Here is a 15,129-nt window from a genome sequence, read left to right as displayed (position 1 = left end):
GTCGGTCATGGTTGCTCCTCGGCCGGGTGGGCGCTGTTGTCGTAGAGGAGACCCCGGCCGGATACCGAACTCATCGCGCGGCCCGAGTGATCCGGATCACTCAAGGATCGCCAAGGAATCGCTCACGGATCACCGACGGCTCAGATCACCGGCGGCCGCCCCAGCCGCGTCATCCGCCACACCGTCCGCCACCGCATCGGCCGCCGCGCCCCGCACGGAGTGCGCAGGCCCTCGGCGAAGCCGGCCGCCCAGGCGCGCAGCCCGCCGAGCGCGGTGGCGCGGCCGGAGCCGAGGAGGCCCGGGGCCGTACGGGCCAGGGTGAGCAGGGTCCACGTACCGAGGTAGACGGGAACGAGGGGGAGCGGAAGGCGGCGGCGCGCGAGCCAGACCCGGTTGCGGGCGGTCATACGGAAGTAGACCGCGTGCCGGGCCGGTGAGGTCTTGGGGTGCTGGAGCAGCAACTCCGGCTCGTACAGCACCTTCCAGCCCGCGTCGAGTGCCCGCCAGGCCAGGTCGGTCTCCTCGTGGGTGAAGAAGAAGTCGGCGGGCCAGTCACCGATCTCGGCGAGCATCGGCATCGAGAACGCGTGCCCGCCGCCGAGGAAGGAGGTGACGAGTCCGCGTTTCATCGGGTCGCCCGCCCGCAGGCGCGGTACGTGGCGGCGCTGGGTCTCGCCGTGCTCGTCGGCGATCCGGAAGCCGACCACGCCGAGCCGGGTGTCGGCGGCGTACAGATCGCGGATCTTGCGGAACACATCGGCCTCGGTGAGCAGCCCGTCGTCGTCCAGCTCGATCACCACATCGACGTCGTCGAACTCCCGAAGGCGGGCGAGCGCGACATTGCGGCCGCCGGGGCAGCCCAAATTCTCCTCGGTCTCGATGACCGTCAACTCGCCGGGCAGATCCGGGAACGCACCGAGCCGCGCACCGTTGCCGACGATGACGATCCGGGCCGGCGCGACATCCTGCTTGGCCACCGAGGCGAGCAGGGCGTCGACCTCGCGGGGCCGGTTTCCCATGGTCACGATGGCGACGGCCAGGCGGGGCTCGCTCACGGGTGCTCCTGAAATTCCGGGGACGCCGGCGGGGTGGGGGCGGCGTGCTGCGGCGATGGTAGCCGTTCAGGATAAGTACGCCTGCGAGGCGGATGGCGTTCACCTGCCGTGCGGTCTTCGCGAGGCGGACAACGTTCACCTGCCGTGCGGTCCTTGCCTTCGTGTGCAGTTCAAGTCCTAGCGTCCGCCGCATGACAACCATGACTGCACGAGAACTCGGCGGCATCACCGTCAGCGCCCTCGGCCTCGGCTGCTGGGCCGTCGGCGGCGAGTGGTGGGACACCGCGGGGCAGCCGCTCGGCTGGGGCAAGGTGGACGACGAGGAGTCCGTACGGGCCGTGCGTCGCGCCCTCGACCTGGGCATCACGTTCTTCGACACCGCCGATGCCTACGGCGCGGGACACAGCGAGCGCGTCCTCGGCAAAGCCCTCGGCAAGAGGCGCGACGAGGCCGTCATCGCCACCAAGTGGGGCAACGTCTTCGACGAGGAGACCCGCACCCTCATCGGCGGCGACGACTCACCCGCGTATCAGCGCCAAGCCCTCACCGCTTCCCTGCGCAGGCTCGGCACCGACCGGATCGACCTCTATCAGCTGCACCTCTCCGACGCGGATCCCGAGCGGGCGGCCCGACTGCGCGAGCAGTGCGAGGAGTTCATACGGGAGGGGCTGATCCGCTCGTACGCGTGGAGCACCGACGATCCCGTACGGGCGCGCGTCTTCGCCCAGGGTGAGGGGTGTGTCGCCGTGCAGCACCGGTGCAACGTGCTCCAGGACGCTCCCGAACTGCTCGCCCTGTGCGAGGAGTTGGAGCTCGCGTCGGTCAATCGCAGCCCCTTGGCGATGGGGCTGCTCACCGGCAAGTACGCGGACGGGTCCGCCCCCGGTGCCGGTGACATCCGCAGCGCGCCGCCCGAGTGGCTGCCCGGGTTCTCGCAGGGCGGGGCGCCGGACAAGGCGTGGCTGGAACGGGTCGACGCCGTGCGCGAGATCCTCACCGGCGGCGGCCGCACCCTCGCCCAGGGCGCGCTCGGCTGGCTGTGGGCCCGCAGCCCGCGCACGATTCCGATCCCCGGCTTCCGCACGGTCGCCCAGGTCGAACAGAACGCGGGCGCCCTCGCGTACGGTCCGCTGACTGGCGAGCAGCTCAGGGAGGTGGAGGAAATCCTTGCGCGCACGAAGGATTGACGACCCGTCAGGAATATGAGTACCTCTACTTATGTCGGCGCCCCGATATAAGTGGCCCCGGCAACCAGGGACTTGAACCAGGGACTCGACGGTGGCCCGGCAGGGCACCGCCATGTCAGCCGGGAGGGGGCACAGTGGCGCGCCGTACCCAGGAGCAGCGCAAGACCGAGACCAGGGCCCGGCTGATCGACGCCGCCGCGGAGCTGTTCGCCCGCAAGGGGTTCCACGCCGTGTCCGCGGAGGCGGTGGCGGATGCCGCGGACCGGACGACGGGCGCGCTCTACAGCCACTTCGGCGGCAAGGAAGGGCTGCTGCTCGCGCTGCTCGAAGTGTGGAAGCAGCGGACCGTCGAACGGCTCACCGCGGAGATCCACCAACTGCCCGACCCCGCACCGCACTTCGCCGCGATGTGGGAGGCGATCACCGCGCCCGCCGAGGACCGCGGCGAGGCCTGGCTGCTGCTCGAGATCGAACTGTGGCAGCACGGCGCCCGCGACCCGGTCCTCGGCCCCCTGCTGGCCCGCCGCTACGCGGAGATCCGCGGCCAGCTCGGCGAAGGCCTCGCCGACTGGGCTGAAGCGACCGGAACCGAGCTGCCCTACACGCCGGACGAGGCCGGGGCGCTGGTGCTCGGTGCCCTGCTCGGCTGCGCGCTTCAGCACCGGCTCGAACCCGAGGCCGTACCGGAAGACCTCGTGGTCCAGGCGCTGAGCGCCCTGCTCGGACTGCGGACCCCGGCGGCACAAGACAGGCCCTAGGCCCTGACCGCAAGACCCCCCCCGAAGGAGGCTCGGCCATGACGGCACCCGCGCTGAACGAGGTCAATCTGCTCGAGGACACGTGGGCCCGCGAGGTCCCGCATGCGCAGTTCAAGCTGCTGCGCCGCGAGGACCCGGTCCACTGGCATGAACTCCCGGACGGTGAGGGCTTCTACGCGATCACCAAGCACGAGGACATCATCAAGCTGAGCCGTGACCCCGAGCTGTGGTCGGTCGAGAAGGGCTCCTTCTTCATACGCGACCAGACGGACCAGTCCCTGGAGAACCTCGCGCTCACCCTCGTCGGCATGGACCCGCCGAAGCACAGCCGGTTCCGCAAGCTGGTCAACGCCGCCTTCGCGCCGCGGATGATCCGTAAGCTCACCGAGGACATCAAGCGCCGGGCGGACCTGCTCGCGGAGAAGATCGAGCCGGGTGCCGAGCTGGAGTTCGTGGAGACCATCGCCTCGCGGCTGCCGCTCGAGGTCATCTGCGAAATGATGGGGATTCCGCCGGAGGACGAGGACCACATCATCGACTGGTCCAACCGCATGGTCGGCTTCCAGGACCCCGACTTCCGTACCACCCCGGAGGACGGGACGGTTGCGGCCGCCGAGATCTATCTGCGCTGCAACCAGCTGGCCGAGGAGCGGCAGAGCGATCCGCGCGACGACATCGTGAGCGCGCTCGTGCACGGTGAGGTGGACGGCGAGAAGCTCACCACGCATGAGATCAACATGTTCTTCGTGACGCTGATCGTGGCCGGCAACGAGACCACCCGCAATCTGCTCTCCGGGGCGCTCCTGGAGATCGCCCAGAACGACGCGCTGCGCGAGGACCTGGCCCGCAACGTCGAGGACGACGCGCTGTGGCGGTCGGCGACCGAGGAGTTCCTGCGCTGGAACGGCTCGATCCACAACTTCCGCCGTACGGCGACGCGGGACACCGAGGTGCGCGGGGTGAAGATCAGGGAAGGCCAGAAGGCCGTCCTCTTCTACACCTCAGGCAACCGGGACGAGGACATCTTCGAGAACCCGGACGTCTTCGACCCGCGCCGCGCGCCGAACGACCACGTCACGTTCGGCGGCGGCGGACCGCACTTCTGTCTCGGCTCGGGCCTGGCCCGCACGGAGATCAACGCGCAGCTCCGGGCGATCCTGCGCCGCTGCCCGAACGTCGAACTGACGGGTGAGCACCGGCGGATGCGCTCGGACTTCATCAACGGCATCAAGCACCTGCCGGTGCGCTTCAGCTGAGCCGCGGTCGGCTGTCTCAGTCGATCGGCACGGCGGTTCCGGCGACGCGTACGCGCGGGTCGCCGGCCCGCAGGGTCACGGTCAGCCGGGAGGGCCGCCCCATGTCCTCGCCCTGGTGGAGGGTCAGCACCGACTCCTCCTTCACCAGGGCGAGTTCGCGTGCGTACGCCCCGAAGGCGACGGCGGCGGCGCCCGTCGCCGCGTCCTCGACCACACCGCCGATGGGGAACGGGTCGCGTACGTGGAAGAGGGTCTCGCCCGCGCGGTGCACCAGCTGGACGGTGGTGAGGCCGAGGCGCTCCATCAGGGCCTTCAGACGCTCGAAGTCGTAGCTCAGGTCGGCGAGGCGCTCGCGGGTGGCCGCGGAGACGATCAGGTGGTTGTTGCCCGCGAAGGCGATACGGGGCGGCAGCGCGGGGTCCAGGTCGCCGGCCGGCCAGCCGAGCGCGGCCAGGGCCTCGGTGAGGTCGGCCTCGTCGACGTCCTTGATGTGCGGCTCGACGCTGGTGAGGGTGGCGCGGATCTCTCCGTCGACCTCTTCGGTGCTGACGGGGATCTCGCCCGCGGGCGTCTTGAACACGTAGTCCCCGGGACCGCCCCGGTGCTGGGCCAGGGCGACGGCGGTGGCGACGGTGGCGTGACCGCAGAAGGCGACCTCGGCCTTCGGCGAGAAGAAGCGCAGGGTGTGGTCGGGGTAGAGGAACGCGCTCTCGCTGTAGCCGAGGCCGGCGGCGATCGCGAGCATCTCGGCGTCGGTGAGGCCGGTCGCGTCGAGGACGACGCCGGCGGGGTTGCCTCCGGCGGGGTCCTTGGAGAATGCGGTGTAGCGCAGGATGTCGGCGTGGGCGTTGAGGCTCATGTCGGTGGCCAACCTGCGGGCCGGAGCTTTTCTTCCCCACCCCGCTCGCCCCGCCCCTTCCCGAAACCGGGGGCCAGGGGGGCGGAGACCTAACCCCGCCCGATATACGGCATGTTCGTCGCCATCACCGTCGCGAACTGCACATTCGCCTCCAGCGGGAGCTCCGCCATGAAGCGGACCTGACGCGCCACGTCGGCGACATCCATCACCGGCTCCGCCGCCAGCGACCCGTCCGCCTGCAGCGTGCCCGTCTGCATCCGCTGCGTCATGTCCGTCGCCGCGTTGCCGATGTCGATCTGCGACGCGGCGATCCGGTACGGACGGCCGTCCAGGGAGAGCGACTTCGTGAGACCGGTCATCGCGTGCTTCGTCGTCGTGTACGCCACCGACATCGGCCGCGGCACATGTGCCGAGATCGACCCGTTGTTGATGATCCGTCCGCCTTGCGGCGACTGCGACTTGAACTGGCGGAACGCCGCCTGCGCGCACAGGAACGCGCCGTTGAGGTTCGTGTCCACCACATGACGCCACGCGTCGTACGACAGCTCGTCCAGCGGGACGCCGCCGGGACCGAACGTACCGGCGTTGTTGAAGAGCAGATCGAGCCGGCCGTGGCGCTCGGCCGCCGAGGCGAACAGTGCGGCGACATCGGACGGTTCGGACACGTTCGTCCGTACGCACACCGCATCCGCCGACCCGGCCAGCGCCGCCGTCTCCTCGAGGGTCTCCACCCGCCGCCCGGCCAGTGCCAGGGACCAGCCGGAAGCCGCCAGCTCAAGGGCCACCGCGCGGCCGATCCCGGAACCCGCGCCGGTCACCACCGCAATCTTCGTCTGCGTCATGGCCCCGCACCTTACGTCCCTCGCGGCGCACAGCGCTCATCCGTCCGCCATCTGATTGTTCTGTACGCGACAGCCCCCGGTCGTCCCCCGGCACTCCAATTCCCCTGACACACATCAGCCAGGGGAGGACGCGGATGACTTCCGCCGCACAGCAGCCCGCAGGGCAGCCCGCACAGCAGTCCGCACGGCAGCCCACCCAGCAGTCCCGGCACAGTCCCGAACTGCGCGCCGCCGCACGGCACTTGGGCCGCCGACGCTTTCTGACCGTCACGGGCGCCGCCGCCGCGCTCGCCTTCGCCACCAACCTGCCGGGCGGCGGAGTCGCGCACGCCGCCGAACTGGACGCGGCGAAGATCACCGAGAACCCGTTCACGCTCGGGGTCGCCTCCGGCGATCCGCTGCCCGGCTCCGTACTCCTGTGGACGAGACTCGCCCCGAAGCCGTACGCCGCGGACGGCGGGCTGCCCGCCGAGCGGGTCTCCGTGGAGTGGCAGATCGCCCACGACGCGCGCTTCCGCCGCATAGCCCGGCGCGGCACCACGACCGCGCACCCCGAGTTCAACCACTCCGTCCATGTCGAGGTCGATCACCTCGGCGAGGACCGGGTCTACTACTACCGCTTCCGCGTGGGCAGTTGGATCAGCCCCACCGGCCGCACCCGCACCGCCCCCGGCCGCGGCGCCAAGCTGTCCGACCTCAGGATCGCCGCCGTGTCCTGCCAGGCGTACCACGACGGCTACTGGACCGCGTACAAGCATCTGGCCGAGGAAGACATCGATGTCGTCTTCCACCTCGGCGACTATCTCTACGAGTACGCGGTCACCGCGGCCGGCGGGAACCGCAACTACACCGACCGTGTGCTGCCCGCCCACTACAACCGCGAGACGGTCACGCTCGAGGACTACCGGATGCGGTACGGCCTCTACAAGTCGGACCCCGACCTGATGGCCGCGCACGCCGCGCACCCCTTCGTCGTCACCTGGGACGACCACGAGACCGAGAACAACTACGCGGGCGACGAGCCCGAGAACAACGTCCCGCCCGAGGAGTTCCTCCTTCGCCGGGCCGCCGCCTACCGCGCGTACTGGGAGAACCAGCCGCTGCGCAGGCCCCAGCAGCCCGCGGGCCCCGACATGCAGCTCTACCGCCGTCTGCACTTCGGCCGGCACGCCCAGTTCGACATCCTCGACACCCGCCAGTACCGCACCAACCAGGCGTACGGCGACGGCTGGCGGACCCCGGGACCCGAGTCCGACGACCCGGCCCGCACCCTCACCGGCGAGAGCCAGGAACGCTGGCTGATCGACGGCTGGAGGGCATCCCGCGCCCGCTGGAACATCGTCCCCCAGCAGGTCGTCTTCGCCCGCCGCAACCACCCCACGGCGGGCAACACCACCGTCTCCATGGACTCCTGGGACGGCTACGCGGCCTCCCGTTCCCGGGTGCTCGCGGGCGTGGAGTCCTCCGGCATCGAGAACTTCATGGTCCTGACCGGTGACGTGCACGTCTCCTACGCGCTCGACATCCACCGCGACCCCGCCGACCCGTCCACCCCCGTCGCCGGTACGGAGATCGTCACCACCTCGATCTCCAGCGGCAAGGACGGCCTCGCCCGGCCCGCCAACTGGGCGGACTACCTGGCCCGCAACCCGCATCTGAAGCACTACGACGGACAGCGCGGGTACGTCACGGTCGAGCTGGCCGCCGACCACGCGCGCGCCGACTTCAAGACCGTGCCGTACATCCTTCGGCCCGGAGCCCCGATCACCACGGCGGCCTCCTTCGTGACGGAGTCCGGCAACCCGGGGCTACGGCCCGCCTGATGACGCTTGCGCACCTTTCGTGTCCCCGGGCGGCAGGCGTCGCCCGGGGATGCGACTGGTGCCGAACGCCTGTTTCATGACACGGTTTCTCCACGTCCAGGAGACGTTCAAGGAGTCGGACCGGTCAGGGAAGGGGCAGAGCGCTGAGAGGACCACGTCTGCGCCAAGGCTCCGCCGAGCGGGCCGGTCTCGACCCCGCCGAGATCGAGCGCCTCGTCGCCGAAGTCGCCGCCCTGCCCGGTACCTGGTGTGCGGGAGCGGTGCTCGCCGTGGGGCGCGGGCCCGTCCTCGTCGTCGAGGAGGCCTTCGGCTGGGCGGTCGCCCATCGCGCGTACGGCGACGAGCTTCCCGCGTACCGCAAAGTGCCGATGCACACGGGGACGCCCTTCGACCTGGCCTCGCTCACCAAACTGTTCACGACGGTGGCGGCCGTGCAGCAGATGGAGCGCGGACGGCTCGGGCTCGACGCGCGGGTCGCGTCCTATCTCCCCGAGTTCACCGGGGCGGCGCGGCACGGCATCACCGTGCGCCAGCTCCTCACGCACACCTCGGGCCTGCGGCCCGAACTCCCGCTGTACGACTGCGAGTCCGACGCCGAGCGCCTCGACCTGCTCCGTACCGAGGAACCGAGCGCGGACCCCGGCACGTATGTCTACTCCGATCTCAACATGCTGCTCGTCCAGCACGTCCTGGAACGCATCACCGGCGAACGCCTCGACCGGCTGATCCGCGACGGCATCACCCGCCCGCTCGGCATGACCCAGACCGGCTTCGGGCCGTGCGCGTTCGCCGCCGCGACCGAGGACCAGCGCAGGCCCTGGGCCAAGGCCGACCGCGGGATGGTGCGCGGCACGGTGCACGACGAGAACGCCTTCGCGCTCGGGGGAGTGGCCGGGCACGCCGGTCTCTTCTCCACGGCCGGCGATCTCGCCGTCTTCTGCCGCGCCCTGCTGGGCGGCGGGGGATACGGGACCGCGCGGATACTCGGACCGGACTACGTGGACCTGATGCTGACGCCGCCCGGGCTCGGCTTCCGGCTCGACCAGCCGTGGTTCATGGGCGAGTTGGCCGGCCGGGGCGCGGCCGGGCACACCGGGTTCACGGGTACGTCCCTGGTGATCGACCCGGCCACGGACACATTCGTGGTGCTGCTCGCCAACACGGTCCATCCGCGCCGCCCGGGCAAACCGTCCAGCGAACCGCGGGCGGCGGCGGGCACACGGGTGGCGCGGGCCGTGCGCTGACGGCCGGCCGTTGAGCGGGCTGACGGTCAGCCCTTCTTCGCGTACCCCAGCAGGTGATGGACGTCCCGGCTGTCGGTCCAGCGGAAGATCCCGACCTCGCCGAGGTCGTGCACCGGAAGCCGCGACGCCCCGGAGAACGCCTCAGGATCGGGTACGGCGATCCGCACGGACACCGGCGTACCGCCCCCGTCCCAGGCGTCCTCGGCCGAACGCGCACCGGTCGCCCCGTAGGCGAGACCGCTGTCCGTGACGGTGGCGAGCGTCAGCGGCTTGCTGCCGCCCTCGGGCGCGAAGCAGTGCCCGGTGCCCTCCTGCAGATCGAAGGCGAGATGGCCCGCGATCAGATAGCGGCCGTCGGGAGAGGGAGTGGCCGGAGGGTAACGCCCGGGCCGCAGCGCCGGTTTGTGGCACTCGGTGGAGGCGAGCACCTTGCCGGTCATGCCGTCGTGCACGGCCCAGATCTCCTGCTCGCCCTGCGCCGCCTTCTTCTTGTCCGGCTTCTTGTCCCACCGTGCCAGGACATGATCCGCGGATACGGAGACGGCGATCCCGCGCACGGCGCCCTTCGGCGCGGCTTTGCGCCCGTGCCAGGCCCCGCGCACCCAGAACTCGCCGTCCCCGTTGACCAGCGGACCCTTGCCGGTCACGCCGATCACCTCGGTCAGACGGCGGCAGTTCTTGCAGCCCTTGGGGTACTTCAGGTCACTCGCCTTGTACGTCACCGTCCGCGCCGTCGCCGGATCCACGACCGCGGCCGCATCCGTGCCCACGCCCACCACGAGCCCGGGCCCCGAGGCGCTCACCGAGGGCGACTTCGGCCAGGGCAGCTCGATGCGCTGCCGGGTGCCGGCACTCGCGGCGTACACGTCGAAGGAGATCACCCGGTCCGCCTCGCTGAGCGGATCGTCGCCGAAGGTCCCGTACGACCAGGTCGCGAAGTACTCGCGGCCGTCCTTGGTGACGACGGCGAGGCGGGGCACGGCGCCGGCTTCGTCGGAGAGCGGGCGCCAGGCCTCACTCGTCCAGGCGGTCTTCCCGGTCCGCGCGTCCACCGTCCGCAGCCGGAAGCGGTTCCCGTCGGCGCGCTGGAGATACGCGAGCAGCTTCGCGTTCGGCGCGAGCGCGTACTCCTCGGAGACGCCCGCCAGCTCCCAGCCCTGCCCGGTGTCGTACGCGGCGGGCACCGCCAGCTGGGTCGCCGGGCCCTGGCTCGTCCTGGCCGGTTTCTTCGGCGGACCGTCGTCCCCTTTGTCCTCTTTATTCCCGCCGCAGGTCGCCAGGAGCAGCAGCAGGGCCAGGACCACCACGCCCACCACGATCCCGGTGCGCACGATCTTGTCTCCCACTGGTCCCCCCGGGGCGTGACAGTCTGCGTCCGCCGGTCCGCCCGTCAGGGCCGCCGGCGATCACGGGCAGCGTAGCAACGGACGCAGGTGCCACAGGAGTTGAGCGCTGTCACTGTCCGGATGCAGTCGGGTGCCCGGACCGTCACAGGCGCGGGCCCCCGCACCCGGCGGCCCGGCCCGCCTACAATCCCGACGTGAACGCCCCCCTGACCCCCGCCGACCTCCTGCGCACCGCCCTCGCAGGCCTGCTCGACGGACTGCCGCCCAAGCAGGCCGCGCAGGCCGTCGAGCGGCTGATCGCCAATTACCGCGGCCTTACCCCCACCGACGCCCCGATCCTGCGCGACCGCTCGGACGTCGCCGCGTACGCCGCGTACCGGATGCCGGCCACCTTCGAGGCGGTACGGGGCGCACTCGGCGCACTCGCCGACGCGGCCCCCGACTGGACGCCCGCCCGCCACACCGACATCGGCGGCGGCACCGGCGCCGCCACCTGGGCGGTGAGCGCGACCTGGCCCGAGCCGCGGCCGGTCACCGTGCTCGACTGGGCCGAGCCCGCCCTCGCACTCGGCCGTGAACTCGCGGGCGCCAACCCCCTGTTGAGCGCCGCGGACTGGCGCAAGGCCCGGATCGGCCAGGCGCTCACGCTCGACGAGACCGATCTCGTCACCCTCTCGTACGTGCTCGGGGAGCTCACCGCCGAGGACCGCACGGCGGTCGTCGCCGCGGCCGCCGGCGCCGCACAGGCCGTGGTCGTCATCGAGCCCGGCACGCCCGACGGGTACACCCGGATCATCGAGGCCCGCGACGCCCTCGTCGCGGCCGGTTTCACGATCGCCGCCCCCTGCCCGCACAGCTCCGCCTGCCCCATCGAGCCCGGCCGCGACTGGTGCCACTTCTCGGCGCGCGTCAGCCGCTCCTCGCTGCACCGGAAGGTGAAGGGCGGCTCGCTCGCGTACGAGGACGAGAAGTTCGGCTATGTGGCGGCGGTGCGCTTCCCGGCGGAGCCGGCGACGGCACGTGTGGTGCGCAAGCCGCAGATCCGCAAGGGGCAGGTGCTGCTCGACCTGTGCGTCCGGGACGAGGCCCTCACCAGGGAGACGGTCACCAAGCGGCACGGCCCGCTCTACAAGGCGGCCCGCGATGCGGAGTGGGGCGACGAGTGGCCGCCCCACACCTCGTAGGAGTCAAGGCCTGAACTGGCTCGGCGGCGCTAGGGACGCAGCTCCTGGGTGCAGCACTTCACGCTGCCGCCGCCCTTGAGCAGCTCACCGAGATCCATCCCGATCGGCTCGTAGCCGCGCTCGCGCAATGGCTCGAAGAGGCCCACCGCGCCCTGCGGGAGCAGGACATGGCGTCCGTCGCTGACGGCGTTCATGCCCAGCGCGACCGCGTCGGCCTCGCTCGCGATCAGGGCGTCCGGGAAGAGCCGGCGCAGTACGGCCCGGCTGCCCGGCGAGAAGGCGCCCGGGTAGTACATGACGTCGTCGGCCGCGTCGTCGAGCACCGCGAGCGCGGTGTCGAGGTGGTAGTAGCGCGGGTCGACGAGATCGAGGCCGATCACCGGGCGGCCGAAGAACTCCTGGGCCTCGCCGTGCGAGAGCGGGCTGGCGCGGAAGCCCCGGCCGGCCAGGATCCAGGACGAGGTGACGGCGAAGTCGCCCTCGCCCTCGTTGATGTGCGTGGGTTCGGTGACGTCGGTGAAGCCGTGGGCGCGGAACCAGGCGAGGTGCTCGGCGGCTTCCTCGGCCCGTTCCGCATGGGCGAACTGGGCGCCCAGGACGCGGCCGTCGATCACGGTGGCGCCGTTCGCGGAGAACACCATGTCGGGGAGGCCGGCGTGGGGAGTGAGCTCCTCGACGGTGTGGCCGAGGGCGCGGTAGCGGTCCCGAAGCAGCTCCCACTGGGCGAGGGCGAGCGGGACGTCGACGGGCTTGTGCGGGTCCATCCAGGGGTTGATGGAGTACGTGACCTTGAAGTGCTCGGGTGGGCACATCAGATAGCGCCGGGGTCGGGCGCTGCGAGGCACAGGACGCAAAGAGGGCTCCTCTACATCGGCGGGGCCAAGGAGTGGCCGTGTTGCCCATGGTCCGATGCGAGGGGCCCGTTGGCGCGGTGGCGAACGGGTTGTTTTTCCGCCTCCAGGCCCCTTCCGCCGGCGCGCGACCGCGGCTCCGCCGCCCCTCCGGTTTCGGCGAGACGATACGTATCGCCTCATGGCGCTGCTACATTCGACGCATGGCCACGAAGACCCCTGCCGAAGCCCCCGCCTCGAAGGCGGCCCCCGATGCCAAGCGCCGCAGTGAGCGTTCGCGGCGGGCGATCTATGAAGCCGCTCTCGCGCTGGTCACCGAGGTCGGATACGGCAAGGTGACCATCGAGGGGATCGCCGCCCGGGCGGGTGTCGGTAAGCAGACGATCTATCGCTGGTGGTCCTCCAAGGCGGAGGTGCTGCTCGAGGCCTTCATCGATCTGGGGGAGCAGGCGGCCGAGGCGGCGGGCGGCGGTGAAGCGTTCGCCTCGCTCCCGGACACCGGCGATGTCGCGGCCGACCTCAAGGGCGTGCTGCGCGCCACCGTCGACGAACTCCTCGACCGGAAGTACGACGCCCCGTACCGCGCGCTGGCGGCGGAAGGCGTGGTGAACCGTGAGCTGAGCGAGAAGTTCGTGCAGCAGCTCCTCGAGCCCGGCCTGAAGCTGTATGTCGCGCGCATCGAGGCCGCCCAGGCGGCCGGACAGATCCGCGAGGACCTCGACCCGCGGATCGCGATGGAGTTCTTCGTCTCCCCGCTGGCCCAGCGCTGGCTGCAGGGCACGGGCCCGCTGACCCATGAGTACACGGACAAGATCGTGGACTACGCGCTGCACGGACTCGCGCCGCGTTAGCCCTCGGTGAGGGGTTGCGCCCGGACCGGGCCCTTCACGGGCGTACGGGAGAGCAGGCCGGGCGCGTCCGTGATCACGCCGTCGCAGCCGAGGCGCAGCACGCGGTCACGCTGGTGCGGGGTGTTCACCGTGTGGGCCCAGACCCTGGGGATGCCCGAGCGCACCGCGCGCTGAAGGTCCTCGTCGCGCGCCCGGTAGTCGACGTCCAGCACATCCACGTACGGCTTGAAGCGCGTGAAGCGGTCGTTACGCATCTGCTTGGCCGAGCGCCACAGCTGGGAGACCAGGCCGAGGCGGTGGGCGCGCTCGGCCACGGCGGGCTTGTTGGAGTTGACGAAGACCGAACGGGTCAGGCCCCGCGCGTGCACCATCCTCGCCAGCGACTTGAGGCTGTCGGCGTCCTTCGCCTCCAGCATCAGGACGACCTTTCCGCCGAACCGGTCGAGGACCTCCGCGATCGTCGGCGGCCGCTCGGGCTGCCACGTGGCGCGCAGGGCCGAGTCGGGGCGGATGCGGACCTGCCGCCACTGCTTCATCGTCAGGGCGCGCACGGGTCCGGTGTGGTCGGTCGTACGGTTCAGCGTCGCGTCGTGCATCGCCACAAGCGTGCCGTCGCGCAGCATCCGCGAGTCCACGTCGAGCACCTGCGCCGTACCGCGCTCGTACGCGGCGACCAGGCCCGACATGCTGTTCTCCGGCACTTCGAGGGAGCCGCCGCGATGCGCCGTATAGACGACCGGGGGCAGGGCGTCGACGGTCAGCGGCGGGCGGCCCGCGGGGGCGGCCGCGGGCGCGGGGGCCGGGGTCAGGCCCGAGACGGCGAGTGCGGTGACGGCGGTGAGCGTGACCGGTGCGGCGAGGGTGACCATGCCGACACGGTAGGACCATAAATCCGGACTTGCCCGGCATTGACACCCGGGTGCCGTCCTGGCCTGCGGGGCCCCGGAAACGGGGGTGCGGCCACCCGGGGCGCGCGATGGTGGCACCATGGACGGCACGGGGCGAGGGGAATGTGAGGTTAGGGGATAGATGGGCGAGGAGTACGGCCGCCGTTCCGGCGGACAGAGCAGGTTCTCCCAGTGGCTGCGCACGCGACGCCCCAAGGACACGGGTGACGGCGGCCGCGAAGCCCTGCTCGTCTCGGCCGCCGAGGCGGGTCTGCCGCTGGCGCCCGCCGCGCACCCCGCCGGCTACCGCTGCTCCTGCGACCGCGTCGGCTGTCCCACGCCCGCGCGGCACCCGGTCTCCTTCGCCTGGCAGACGCAGTCCACGACGGACACGTCACAGATCGAGCGCTGGGCCCGGCATCAGCCCGAGGCCAACTTCATCACCGCGACCGGCATGGTCCACGACGTGCTCGACGTCCCCGTCTCCGCCGGGCGCGCGGCGCTCGCCCGGCTCCTCGACGCCGAGGTGGCCGTCGGTCCCGTGGCCGAGTCCGGCGACGGCCGGATGCTCTTCTTCACGGCGACGCGCGGTACGCCCGAGGACGAGGACGAGTGGTGGCCGTGCGAGCTGGACTGCCACCCCGAGACGATGGACGAGCACCCGGGGCTGCGGTGGCACTGCCGCGGGTCGTACGTGCTGGTCCCGCCGGCGCGGTTGCCCGGTGACCTCGGGGTCGAGTGGGTCCGGGGACTCGAACATCCGCTGCCGGATCCGCTGACGTTGCTTGAGACGTTGACCGACGAGTGCGCCCGGGTCGCGGGTGACTCGCCGGATCCGGCGGAGGCGTGGCCTTCGCGGCGGTGAGTGCTTTTTCGCTCCCCGGGACCCCCTTTGTCCTCAATCGCCGGACGGGCTAAATCTTTTAGCCCGTCCGGCGATTGAGGACATCCGAACGAAGTTCGGATGCGGGGTCTGGGGCGAAGCC

Annotated in this window: 14 protein-coding genes; 8 read left to right on the top strand and 6 right to left on the bottom strand. The window is 71.3% G+C overall.

Features of this window, described 5'->3' with window-relative positions:
- Positions 1 to 140: 140 nt before the first annotated feature.
- The gene (locus tag G6045_RS32115; RefSeq protein ID WP_165335694.1) at positions 141 to 1,055 is read right to left on the bottom strand and encodes a glycosyltransferase family 2 protein; all 915 of its coding nucleotides are present in this window, start codon (positions 1,053 to 1,055) and stop codon (positions 141 to 143) included.
- A gap of 191 nt (positions 1,056 to 1,246) precedes the next feature.
- Here G6045_RS32115 and G6045_RS32110 point away from each other — a divergent pair, with 191 nt between their 5' ends.
- The 3 genes from G6045_RS32110 to G6045_RS32100 all read left to right on the top strand — a co-directional run bounded on the left by G6045_RS32110 (position 1,247) and on the right by G6045_RS32100 (position 4,256).
- A complete protein-coding gene (locus G6045_RS32110) occupies positions 1,247 to 2,242 on the top strand; it encodes an aldo/keto reductase (protein ID WP_165335693.1) in 996 nt (331 codons plus the stop codon).
- 134 nt (positions 2,243 to 2,376) lie between these two features.
- Positions 2,377 to 3,000 carry a TetR/AcrR family transcriptional regulator gene (locus G6045_RS32105; protein ID WP_165335692.1) on the top strand — a complete coding sequence of 208 codons (624 nt, stop codon included), beginning with the start codon at positions 2,377 to 2,379 and terminating at the stop codon, positions 2,998 to 3,000.
- 38 nt (positions 3,001 to 3,038) lie between these two features.
- Positions 3,039 to 4,256 carry a cytochrome P450 gene (locus G6045_RS32100; protein ID WP_165335691.1) on the top strand — a complete coding sequence of 406 codons (1,218 nt, stop codon included), beginning with the start codon at positions 3,039 to 3,041 and terminating at the stop codon, positions 4,254 to 4,256.
- 16 nt (positions 4,257 to 4,272) lie between these two features.
- On the opposite strand, the gene G6045_RS32095 is transcribed toward G6045_RS32100, so the two are convergent.
- Positions 4,273 to 5,115, bottom strand: a complete 843-nt coding sequence (locus G6045_RS32095; RefSeq protein ID WP_165335690.1) for a PhzF family phenazine biosynthesis protein — start codon at positions 5,113 to 5,115, stop codon at positions 4,273 to 4,275.
- 89 nt (positions 5,116 to 5,204) lie between these two features.
- Positions 5,205 to 5,957, bottom strand: coding sequence for an SDR family oxidoreductase (locus tag G6045_RS32090; protein WP_165335689.1), 753 nt, complete (start codon positions 5,955 to 5,957; stop codon positions 5,205 to 5,207).
- Between the two features lie 134 nt (positions 5,958 to 6,091).
- On the opposite strand from G6045_RS32090, the gene G6045_RS32085 reads away from it, so the two are divergent.
- Both G6045_RS32085 and G6045_RS32080 read left to right on the top strand, forming a co-directional pair.
- Positions 6,092 to 7,780: an alkaline phosphatase D family protein gene (locus tag G6045_RS32085; RefSeq protein ID WP_165335688.1), complete on the top strand. Its 1,689-nt coding sequence runs from the start codon at positions 6,092 to 6,094 to the stop codon at positions 7,778 to 7,780.
- A gap of 143 nt (positions 7,781 to 7,923) precedes the next feature.
- Entirely contained in the window at positions 7,924 to 9,024 is a 1,101-nt protein-coding gene (locus tag G6045_RS32080; protein ID WP_165335696.1) for a serine hydrolase domain-containing protein, read from the top strand.
- Between the two features lie 26 nt (positions 9,025 to 9,050).
- Here the strand turns inward: G6045_RS32080 and G6045_RS32075 are convergent, their stop codons facing one another.
- Positions 9,051 to 10,370, bottom strand: a complete 1,320-nt coding sequence (locus G6045_RS32075) for a hypothetical protein (protein ID WP_165335687.1) — start codon at positions 10,368 to 10,370, stop codon at positions 9,051 to 9,053.
- A 194-nt stretch (positions 10,371 to 10,564) separates the two neighbouring features.
- Here G6045_RS32075 and G6045_RS32070 point away from each other — a divergent pair, with 194 nt between their 5' ends.
- Positions 10,565 to 11,554 (top strand): small ribosomal subunit Rsm22 family protein, encoded by a 990-nt coding sequence (locus G6045_RS32070; protein WP_165335686.1) that lies wholly within the window; start codon positions 10,565 to 10,567, stop codon positions 11,552 to 11,554.
- A gap of 29 nt (positions 11,555 to 11,583) precedes the next feature.
- On the opposite strand, the gene ddaH is transcribed toward G6045_RS32070, so the two are convergent.
- Positions 11,584 to 12,399, bottom strand: a complete 816-nt coding sequence (gene ddaH, locus G6045_RS32065) for a dimethylargininase (RefSeq protein WP_165335695.1) — start codon at positions 12,397 to 12,399, stop codon at positions 11,584 to 11,586.
- A gap of 209 nt (positions 12,400 to 12,608) precedes the next feature.
- On the opposite strand from ddaH, the gene G6045_RS32060 reads away from it, so the two are divergent.
- Positions 12,609 to 13,256, top strand: a complete 648-nt coding sequence (locus G6045_RS32060; protein WP_165335685.1) for a TetR/AcrR family transcriptional regulator — start codon at positions 12,609 to 12,611, stop codon at positions 13,254 to 13,256.
- Here G6045_RS32060 and G6045_RS32055 read toward each other — a convergent pair.
- Entirely contained in the window at positions 13,253 to 14,125 is an 873-nt protein-coding gene (locus G6045_RS32055; protein ID WP_165335684.1) for a glycerophosphodiester phosphodiesterase, read from the bottom strand. The two genes, G6045_RS32060 and G6045_RS32055, sit on opposite strands and share 4 nt — an antisense overlap.
- A 160-nt stretch (positions 14,126 to 14,285) precedes the next feature.
- Here G6045_RS32055 and G6045_RS32050 point away from each other — a divergent pair, with 160 nt between their 5' ends.
- On the top strand, positions 14,286 to 15,008 hold the full coding sequence (locus G6045_RS32050; RefSeq protein ID WP_165335683.1) for a bifunctional DNA primase/polymerase: 723 nt from the start codon (positions 14,286 to 14,288) through the stop codon (positions 15,006 to 15,008).
- The last annotated feature ends 121 nt before the right edge of the window (positions 15,009 to 15,129 follow it).

The sequence above is a fragment of the Streptomyces mesophilus genome (assembly GCF_011044995.1).
Classification (GTDB): Bacteria; Actinomycetota; Actinomycetes; order Streptomycetales; family Streptomycetaceae; genus Streptomyces; species Streptomyces mesophilus.
Note: the sequence above shows the minus strand (reverse complement) of the source record. Positions and strands in the feature narration are given on the sequence as shown.

Excerpts from the sequence above, each read along its gene's own strand:
- G6045_RS32110 (WP_165335693.1), top strand. The coding sequence starts at position 1,247 with ATGACAACCATGACTGCACGAGAACTCGGCGGCATCACCGTCAGCGCC.
- G6045_RS32100 (WP_165335691.1), top strand. The coding sequence starts at position 3,039 with ATGACGGCACCCGCGCTGAACGAGGTCAATCTGCTCGAGGACACGTGG.
- G6045_RS32095 (WP_165335690.1), bottom strand. The coding sequence starts at position 5,115 with ATGAGCCTCAACGCCCACGCCGACATCCTGCGCTACACCGCATTCTCC.
- G6045_RS32090 (WP_165335689.1), bottom strand. The coding sequence starts at position 5,957 with ATGACGCAGACGAAGATTGCGGTGGTGACCGGCGCGGGTTCCGGGATC.
- G6045_RS32085 (WP_165335688.1), top strand. The coding sequence starts at position 6,092 with ATGACTTCCGCCGCACAGCAGCCCGCAGGGCAGCCCGCACAGCAGTCC.
- G6045_RS32060 (WP_165335685.1), top strand. The coding sequence starts at position 12,609 with ATGGCCACGAAGACCCCTGCCGAAGCCCCCGCCTCGAAGGCGGCCCCC.
- G6045_RS32055 (WP_165335684.1), bottom strand. The coding sequence starts at position 14,125 with ATGGTCACCCTCGCCGCACCGGTCACGCTCACCGCCGTCACCGCACTC.
- G6045_RS32050 (WP_165335683.1), top strand. The coding sequence starts at position 14,286 with ATGGGCGAGGAGTACGGCCGCCGTTCCGGCGGACAGAGCAGGTTCTCC.